Here is an 8,848-nt window from a genome sequence, read left to right on the forward strand (position 1 = left end):
AACGACATGCTGCGCCGCAGGGCGACCCTGCTGGCGGGAGGCGCGCTGGCGGCGCCGGGCGTGGCCCGGGCCGCCTGGCCCCTGGACCGCCCCATCGAGATCATCATCCCCGCGGCGGCAGCCAGCGCGCACGACCTGCTCGCGCGCGTCGTGGCGCACCACCTGCCGCGGCAGATGCCGGGCATCCGCTGCGTCCCGGTAAACCGGCCGGGCGCGGGCGGGCAGATCGGCTTCGAGGCCCTCTTCCACGCCGCGCCCGACGGCTACACGCTCGGCATGGTCACCGGCACGGCGCTGCATGCCATCGCGATCGAGCGGCGGCCGCGCTACGACCCCGAGGGCTTCACCTTCCTCGCCAACATCGTGGACGATCCCGGCGGCTTCTGGGTGAAGGCCGCCAGCCCCTGGACCAGCCTCGCCGACCTCCAACAGGCGGCGCGCGGCGCGCCGGGCGAGATCGGCGTCGGCACCACGGGGATCGGCAGCGACGACCACCTGCTCATGCTGGCCTTCGAGGCGGCCGCGGAGATCACGCTGCTGCACGTGCCCTATGCCTCGACAGGCCCGATCCAGCGCGACCTGCTGGTCGGCACCCTGGCCATCGGCGCCTTCAACGCCAGCGAGGCGCTGCCGCTGCTGCGCAGCCGGCGCATCCGCGGCCTCGGTCAGGCCGGGCCGGAGCGCTGGCCCGCCACATCGGCCGTGCCCACCTTCCGCGAGGGCGGCTTCGACGTGCTGGGCGGCGCGGCGCGCGGGATCGCGGGGCCGCCGGGCCTGCCCTCCGAGGTCACGCTGCAGTTCGAGCTGGCGCTGAAGGACATGCTGGCCGATCCCGACTTCCTCCACGAGGCCGAGGCGCAGTCGCTCCCGCTGCGGCCCCTGGTGGGCGCGGCCTACCGGCGGAAGATGGCGGCCGACCTCGCGGGGCTGCTGGCGCTGTGGCAGCGGAGGCCCTGGCGAGATTAACCTTGCGTCACGCGGGCCGGACCCGCCAACCTCCCGCAAAATCCTGGGAGGAATCCATGTCCGGTCGTCGCCAGATCCTGGCGGGGAGCGCAGCGCTGCTCGCAGCCCCGCGCCTCGCCGCCGCCCAGGCCGCCTGGCCCGGCGAGCGCCCCGTCGAGGTCATCATCCCCTTCCCTGCCGGCGGCGGCGTGGACGTGATGGCGCGCCTCGTGATGCCGCTGGTCGCCGCGCAGATCCCGGGGATGCGGCACGTCGTCACCAACAAGATCGGCGCGGCCGGGCAGATTGGGCTCGAGGCTATCTTCAACTCGGCGCCCGACGGCTACACGCTCGGCGCCACCACCCTGCCCGCGCACAACGCCATCCCGATGGAGCGGCCGGCGCGGTTCAAGGCGATGGACTTCACCTTCCTCGCCAATATCGTGGGCGACGCGAACTGCTTCTACGTCCGCGCCGACAGCCCCTTCCGCAACGTGGCGGACCTCGTGGCCGCGGCGCGCGCGCGGCCGGGCCAGCTCTCCTACGGGACGACGGGCGTGGGCTCGGACGACCATCTCTTCATGCTGAACTTTGAGCAGGCGGCGGGGGTGCCGCCGATGATCCACATTCCCTTCCCCGGCGCGGCGCCGCTGATCCCGCAGCTGCTGGGCGGGCACATGGACTTCGCCGCGATCAATGTGGGCGACGCGCTCGCCATGAAGCGCGAGGGGCGGCTGCGCATCCTGGCCCAGGCGGCCGAGACGCGGTGGGAGGAAGCGGCCGACGTGCCGACCTTCCGCGAGGAGGGCCTCGATGTGCTGAACGGCGCGGAGCGCGGGATGATCGCGCCGCCCGGCCTGCCCGAGGCGGTCACGGCGCGGCTGACCGCGGCCTTTGCGGTGGCGCTGCGCGACGGCGATTTCCTGCGGGAGGCGAAGCGGCAGTTCATGCCGCTGCACATCCTGGTGGGCGCGGACTACCGGGCAATGGCGCAGCGGACGGAGGAGCAGCTGCAGGTGCTGTGGCAGCGAAGGCCGTGGCGGGAGAGGTAGGGAAAACACGCCCGGAAACCATGGGCGTGGACGAAGACCGGCTTTACCGGCCCGGAGAGCCGGACGGCCCTCCCGCCAATGCGGCCTCCAGCGGGGGTCGGGCCACCGCGTCGCTGACCGGGACCAGCGGTGGAGGGGTCCAGCTTCCCGCCTCGATCACGCGCAGATGCGTGGAGATCTCGCGGCCGATGTAACGGCTGAACGGGCCAAGATCGGCATAGACCGTGGCCGTCCCGATCATCCGGGGCACCGCCCCGGAGTTGAAGAGCCTGGCCCGCGCAACCATCAGCGCCATGCGCAGGGCCAGCCCCGGCTGCCGCAACACGGCCATGGCCATGAAGCGGCGGAAACGGAGCCTGTCTTTCCCATAGAAGCCCCGATAGGTGTGTTTCAGCGCGACGCGCAGGTTCCGGCCCGCGCGCATGACCCGGCCGAAGAAGGCCTTGGGCCTGTAGATGGACGTGACGACCCGATGATAGTCGCGAAGAATCTCGGCCCGCGGACGCTGTGTGACGAAGTTGAGCCCGGCCAGGCATTGGTCGCCGAGATCGGCTTCGGCACCCAGCGTGTGTCCGGCATACATGCGCCCCTCGCGGATGAGCCGGGTCGTGAGCTGGGTGCCCGGCAGGGCGTAGAGCAATCCGACCATGCAGACCGGGATCGCCGCTTCCTCGATCAAGGCGATCATCCGGTCGGCGGCGCCGGAGGTTTCGTCGTCGAAGCCCAGAATGAAGCCGCCGATCACGGCGATGCCGGCCGCATGGATCCGACCGACGCTGGCGGCCATGTCGCGGCGCGTGTTCTGCTTCTTCGAGGCCGTCCGCAGGACCTCCTCGTCGGGGCTTTCGATCCCGACGAAGACCAGGAAGAAGCCGGCCTCGGTCATCATATCGAGCAGCACCGTGTCGTCTGCCAGGTTGATCGTGGCCTCGGTCGAGAAGCGGAAGGGATGGCCGTGCGCCTCCTGCCAGGCGATGAGATCCGGCAGGAAGGCCTTCACGGCCTTCTTGTTCCCGATCAGGTTGTCGTCGACGAAATCGACATGGCCGCGATAGCCCAGCGCCAGGAGCGCATCGAGCTCGGCCAGCACCTGCCCGGCCGATTTGGTGCGGGGAATGCGGCCGAATAGCTCGATGATGTCGCAGAACTCGCAGGTGAAAGGGCAGCCTCGCGAGAACTGGACCCCCACATAGAGATAGTTGTCCAGATTCAGGAGATCGTAGCGGGGAATGGGGGTTCGCCTGACGTCCGCCTGGAATTTCGGCGCGCGGAATTCGCCTTTCCTCTCCCCCGCATTCCAGGCCGCCACGAAGGCCCCGATGACATCCTCCGCCTCGCCGAGAATGAGGAAATCGGCGATGGCGAAGAGCTCCGGACTCGAGGTCGCGTCCGGACCGCCGACGACGACCGGCTTGCCGGCCGCCCTCGCCCTTTCGATCACCGGAAGGGCATCGGCCCGTTGCGCTATCATGCCGCCCGTCAGCACCAGATCGGCCCAGTCGAGGTCGGCGTCGGAGAGGTCTTCCACGTTACGGTCGATCAGCCGCACGTCCCAATCCTGCGGCAGGAGAGCCGCGACGGTGATCAGGCCCAGCGGAGGGGTGTGATAGCGAACGCCGAGCAAGCTGCAGGTTCGCCAGAAATTCCAGAAGGAGGGATTCACGAAACGCGGATACACGAGCAAGGCGCGCGTCTGATGCATCATTGCTGCCTTGTAGGAGGAAGCATGAAATGTACCGCGATCCACGGCCGCCGATACCTTAAATAAAAGGTCCTGGCGCGAAACATATGATAACGTCGAATCAAGGCCAATTAGCTGAAATAAATACCGAAATTCCACGATGATCTGCTCGATGAGCTTTATAAGGTTGTCTTTCGGGATTTTTTACAACTCATTCGTGATTCGGTGCGGGAACCTCCTCGGGATTTTTCGCTCGTGGATTTCCGAGCAGCCCCTTACGCGGTGCAGAATTCCCTACGAATGGCCTAACCTGGGTCGAGCCTGGCGATGTGCCAACAAGTCGCGAAGGTCGGCTCTGCCCGTTAAGCTCCAGAAGCCACCTACCCACTTCTCGGCCAGCTTGGGTCCTTCGGCTGCATCGGTCCCGAAGGGTCAACGACACGGTCGCTGCGGATGGGCCTCTCCCTACACCCCCCGGTACAGAGCCTTCAGCTGCAGCCTCCGCAGCATGTTCCGGCACAGGGCATCCACCTCCCGCCGGTCCGTCAGCTGCGGGTGCACGCTCGCCCAGGCCGCCGCCAGCCTTCGCCAGAAGATGCCGAGGTCCAGCAGCCGGTCCCGCATCTCCGCCTGCGCCGCGGCGAGGCGTGCGGTCGCACCCAGCGTCGCGTCGCCGTCCAGCATGGCGACGGCTGCGAAGCGCAGGTTCTCCGCCGTCTCGCGCGGGATCGAGGCCAGCGGGTCGATCTGGCGCAGCGCATGGGCCAGCAGGTCGCCCGACCAGCCGGCATCGCGCACCAGCACGCGGGTCGTGGCCGTGACCATGCGCTCCATGCCCTGGTAGTCGGGCTGGGCGGCGTGGGCGGCCAGCACCTCGGCATGGGCGCGGGCGAGGCGCTGCAGCCCCTTGGCGAGGCCCGCCATGCGCTCCAGCGCGAAGCCGCCCTCGCTGATGCAGCGCGCGGCCGCGACCTCGAACATGTTCACCCCCGGCGCGGTGCGGCGCAGCGCGTTGAGGAAGGCACCGCCGGCATCGCCCGCCCCCCGCTCCAGCGCGGCGACGAGCGCCGTGGTGGCGACATAGAGCTGGTGGTCCTCGGGCGGCGGCAGCGGCTCGCCGCGCAGGGTGGGCGGCACGGGATCGCCCGGGCTGACGGACTCGACCAGCCGCAGGGCCGAGGGCATGAGGCGCAGCAACCGAAAATCCCGGCTGCCGGGCGGGATGTCGAGCGCGGAATGCGCGGTCTCGATGTCGAGCACGAGGCGTAGCGCCTCGAAGCGGCGGACGAAGATGATCTCGCCCGAAAGCCCGCGCTCGAAGGCCAGGCTGTCGTCCGAGAGCCAGGGCGCGGCGAAGTCGAAGGCCTCGGGCGGCCAGGACTCGTCCGGCGCCACGCCCGGGAAGCGCACGGGATCGAAGGTCTGGGCATCGGGGAGCGGCACGCGCGCAGCATCACCCATCCGGGTTAACAGGAGGTGACTGCAGCCAAACCGGCCCCTGCAGCTTGCATGCCAGGCCGCAACTGCCTATCCGGGCCGCCCGGCCGGGCAACGGCGAATGGCGGGAGATGTTGCAGTTCCTATGCCTGGTGACATGCCTTTCCCGCGCGGCGGCCGATTCCTCTCCCGTCAGTTCCGGCGCCTGCGCAAGATCGCCTACTGGACCGTCACCGGCCAGCTGGCCCGCCAGCTGCGCCAGCGGCGCGGGCTGATGCGCGCCCGCTGGGACTACCTGCTGGACGGCGTGCGGCTGCGCCTCCGCGTGCGCAGGCCGCTCCGCGCGCGCCTCGGCCTGCCGGAGGCCATGGCGACCCCCGTGGCCGCCGCCCTTGCCCTACCGACCTCCGACGCGCCCGTCCTCTCGGTGATCATCCCGACCTATGGCGAGGTGGACTACACGCTCCGCTGCCTCGCCACCCTGGCCGCGCACCCGCCCTCGGCCCCCTTCGAGGTCCTCGTCGTCGACGACGCCTCCGGCGATCCCCGCATCCCCGAGCTCCGCCAGGTCCAGGGCATCCGCCTCACCGAGCGCACCGGCAATCTCGGCTTCCTGCGCTCCTGCAACGCCGCGGCCGGGGACGCGCGCGGCGAGTTCCTCTTCCTGCTCAACAACGACACCGAGGTGATGCCCGGCGCCCTCGACGCCCTGCTCGACACCTTCCGCGACCATCCCCGGGCCGGGCTCGCCGGGGCGCGCCTGCTCTACCCAGACGGCTGGCAGCAGGAGGCGGGCGGCATCGTCTGGGACGACGCCTCGGCCTGGAACTACGGGAACCGGGACGATCCCCGGAGGCCCGAATACAGCTACCTCCGCGAGGCGGACTACATCTCCGGCGCCGCCATCATGGTCCCCACGGCGCTCTGGCGGGAGCTCGGCGGCTTCGACGAGCTGTACCTGCCCGCCTATTGCGAGGACAGCGACCTCGCCTTCCGCCTGCGGGAGGCGGGCCGGACCGTGCTCTACCAGCCGCGGGCGATCGTCATCCACCACGAGGGCGTCTCGCACGGCACCGACACCAGCCAGGGCCTCAAGGCGTATCAGGTCACCAACCAGCGGAAGTTCCGGCAGCGCTGGATCGACACCCTCATCCGCGACCACTACCCGGTCGGCGAGCACCCGCTGCGCGCCCGCGACCAGGCCCGGCACCGCAAGGTCACGCTCGTCCTCGACAACAACGTCCCGGAGCCCGACCGCGACGCGGGCTCGCGCACCATGGTGGCCTTCATGGAAGCGCTGCTCGCCGCGGGCCGGGTCGTGAAGTTCTGGCCGCTGAACGGCCTCGCTCTGCCGGGCTACACCGAGGCGCTGCAGCAGCGCGGCATCGAGGTTCTGTTCGGGCCCTGGTCGGGCTCCTTCGCCGGCTGGATCGCCGAGAACGGCGCGGAGATCGACGAGGTGCTGCTCTCGCGCCCGCATGTCGCGGCCGAGACCCTGGCCCTGATCCGCGAGCACAGCGCGGCGCCGGTCCTCTTCTACGGGCATGACCTCCATCACGCCCGGGCCCGCCGCGAGGCCGAGACCACCGGCAACGCCGCCAGCTTCGCCGAGGCGGACCGGCTCCTGGCCGAGGAGCGGCGGGCCTGGCTCGGCGCGGATCTCTCCCTCTACCCCTCGGAGGAGGAGGCGCTCGCGGTCCGGGAGCTGGAGCCCGCCGCCGCGGTCCGCTCCATCATCCCCTATGCCCTGGCGGAGCGGGACGCGCCGCCCCCGCGGCCGGAGGGGCGGCAGGGCCTGCTCTTCGTCGCCGGCTTCGGGCACAGCCCCAACGAGGACGCCGCGGTCTGGTTCGCGCGCGAGATGCTGCCCGCGATCCGCGCCGGGCGGCCGGGCACGCGCCTCACCCTGGCCGGCTCCAACCCGACCTCCGCGGTCCAGGCCCTCGCGGCCGAGGACATCGAGGTCACCGGCTTCGTGACGGACGAAGAGCTGGCCCGGCGCTACGCCGCCGCGCGCGTCGTCGTCTGCCCGCTGCGCTTCGGCGCCGGGGTCAAGATGAAGGTCGTGGAGGCGCTGCACCAGGGCGTGCCCCTCGTCACCACGACGGTCGGCGCACAGGGGCTGGAGGGGCTCGGCGAGGCCGTGGACGTCACCGATGGGCCGGCCGATTTCGCCGCGTCCGTCCTGCGCCTGCTGACGGACGACCGGCACTGGATCCTGCGCTCCGAGGCCGAGGCCGGCTTCATCCGTGGGCGCTTCTCGCCCTGGGCGCTGCGCTGCGAGCTGTCCCGGGCGCTCGACGACGCAGCTCAGGGAAGCCGGTTGAGGGCCACCCAGACGCGCAGCAGGACGCTCGCCCCGCGCGCGTGATGCGCGAGGCCGGCGCGCCGCAGCGCCTCCAGCCGGCGCAGGGGCGAGGCGCTGCGCAGCCCCTCGGCGACCTCCACCACCCGCCGCGCCTCGGGCGTGAGGGGGGCGGCGCGCAGGGCGCGCAGGTGCAGCGCCAGCGGCACCAGGAAGCCCTGCGCCCCGCGGCCCAGCGCCCGCAGGGCCCGCTGCCGCCAGGCCGAGGCGCCCCCCACCAGGTTCGAGGCGTGCTGGCGGTAGAGGATGCGCGGCTCCGGATCGAAGACCAGCCGCCCGCCGCAGCCCGTCACCAGCAGGGCGCACCACCAGTCGTGGAAGGACCCCTCCGGGAAGGGCGCGCCGAGCGCCAGCGCCCGGGCCGCATCGTTCATCACCATGGTGCAGCCGGCGGCGATGTTGTGCGCGAGCAGGCTCGCGAAGCCCGGCTCGCGCGCCGGCAGCGGCGACAGCCCGATGGGCGCCAGCTCCGGCGTCACCAGCCGCAGCCGGGTGCAGACCAGCGCAGCGCCCTCGCCGAGCCGGCCCGCGGCGCGCGCCAGCTTGTCGGGCAGCCAGACGTCGTCCTGGTCCATGAAGGCATAGAGGCAGCCCGGCGGGGCGGCCGCCAGCAGGGCGAGGAAGGAGCCGCCGGCGCCGAGCCGGCCCCCGGGCTCGGCGAGACGGGCCACGCGCCCCGGATGCGCCGCGGCGAAGCCCTCGAGGATCCCGGCCGTGCCGTCGGTCGACCCGTCGTCCCGCCAGAGCAGGCGCCAGTCCACGCCCTCCTGCGCGGCCAGGCTCGCCAGCTGCTCCGCAAGGTGGGCCGCGCCGTTGTAGGTGGCCAGCAGGACATGGATGGGAGTCATGGGGGGGGGAAGGTCCAGCGGCGGCGCCTCCCGTCAAGTCCACCCCCTTTGGCAAGCCCTGCCACGGCCGCGGGCTTCGGGTTACGCGACCGTGGCGGATCGGCTATCAGTCCGCCCCCACCCCAACCCCGACCCGGACAAGGCATGCGCCGTCAGCCCGTGGACCTGTGGAGCCTGCTCCGCTCGGTCGTCGCCCATCGAGAACTGATCCTCCGGCTGGCCGGCCGCGAAGTGACGCAGCGCTTCCAGGGCAGCCTGCTCGGCGTGGCATGGATGGTGCTGACGCCGCTGCTGACGGCGGCCGTCTTCACCTTCGTCTTCAGCGCGGTCTTCCAGACGCGCTGGGGCGGCACGCAGACCGGGCCCTTCGACTTCGCGATCCTGCTGCTGGTCGGCATGGCCGTGCACGGCGTCTTCGCGGAGGCGGTGGGGCGCGCCCCGGCGCTGATCCTGAGCCAGGCCAGCTACGTGACCAAGGTGGTCTTCCCCATCGAGGTCCTGCCGCCGGTCGTGGTGCTGT

General features: G+C 71.4%; 7 protein-coding genes. 4 read left to right on the top strand and 3 right to left on the bottom strand.

Annotated features, from left to right (window positions below; genetic code table 11):
• Positions 1-6 precede the first annotated feature (6 nt).
• Both AC1ROY_RS30665 and AC1ROY_RS30670 read left to right on the top strand, forming a co-directional pair.
• Positions 7-966 (top strand): tripartite tricarboxylate transporter substrate binding protein, encoded by a 960-nt coding sequence (locus AC1ROY_RS30665; protein WP_493152741.1) that lies wholly within the window; start codon positions 7-9, stop codon positions 964-966.
• A gap of 56 nt (positions 967-1,022) precedes the next feature.
• Positions 1,023-1,997 (top strand): tripartite tricarboxylate transporter substrate binding protein, encoded by a 975-nt coding sequence (locus AC1ROY_RS30670; RefSeq protein ID WP_493152742.1) that lies wholly within the window; start codon positions 1,023-1,025, stop codon positions 1,995-1,997.
• Between the two features lie 43 nt (positions 1,998-2,040).
• Here AC1ROY_RS30670 and AC1ROY_RS30675 read toward each other — a convergent pair whose 3' ends face one another.
• Both AC1ROY_RS30675 and AC1ROY_RS30680 read right to left on the bottom strand, forming a co-directional pair.
• A complete protein-coding gene (locus AC1ROY_RS30675) occupies positions 2,041-3,702 on the bottom strand; it encodes a B12-binding domain-containing radical SAM protein (protein WP_493152751.1) in 1,662 nt (553 codons plus the stop codon).
• A gap of 441 nt (positions 3,703-4,143) precedes the next feature.
• The gene (locus AC1ROY_RS30680) at positions 4,144-5,121 is read right to left on the bottom strand and encodes a hypothetical protein (protein ID WP_493152743.1); all 978 of its coding nucleotides are present in this window, start codon (positions 5,119-5,121) and stop codon (positions 4,144-4,146) included.
• Between the two features lie 151 nt (positions 5,122-5,272).
• Between AC1ROY_RS30680 and AC1ROY_RS30685 the strand changes: the two genes are divergently transcribed.
• Positions 5,273-7,486 carry a glycosyltransferase gene (locus tag AC1ROY_RS30685; RefSeq protein ID WP_493152744.1) on the top strand — a complete coding sequence of 738 codons (2,214 nt, stop codon included), beginning with the start codon at positions 5,273-5,275 and terminating at the stop codon, positions 7,484-7,486.
• Here AC1ROY_RS30685 and AC1ROY_RS30690 read toward each other — a convergent pair.
• Positions 7,426-8,328 carry a glycosyltransferase family 2 protein gene (locus tag AC1ROY_RS30690; RefSeq protein WP_493152745.1) on the bottom strand — a complete coding sequence of 301 codons (903 nt, stop codon included), beginning with the start codon at positions 8,326-8,328 and terminating at the stop codon, positions 7,426-7,428. The genes AC1ROY_RS30685 and AC1ROY_RS30690 overlap by 61 nt on opposite strands.
• A gap of 144 nt (positions 8,329-8,472) precedes the next feature.
• Between AC1ROY_RS30690 and AC1ROY_RS30695 the strand changes: the two genes are divergently transcribed.
• The coding region (locus AC1ROY_RS30695; protein ID WP_493152746.1) for an ABC transporter permease at positions 8,473-8,848 on the top strand (376 nt) is incomplete at its 3' end.

The sequence above is a fragment of the Roseococcus sp. GW821-FHT12F05 genome (assembly GCF_058806835.1).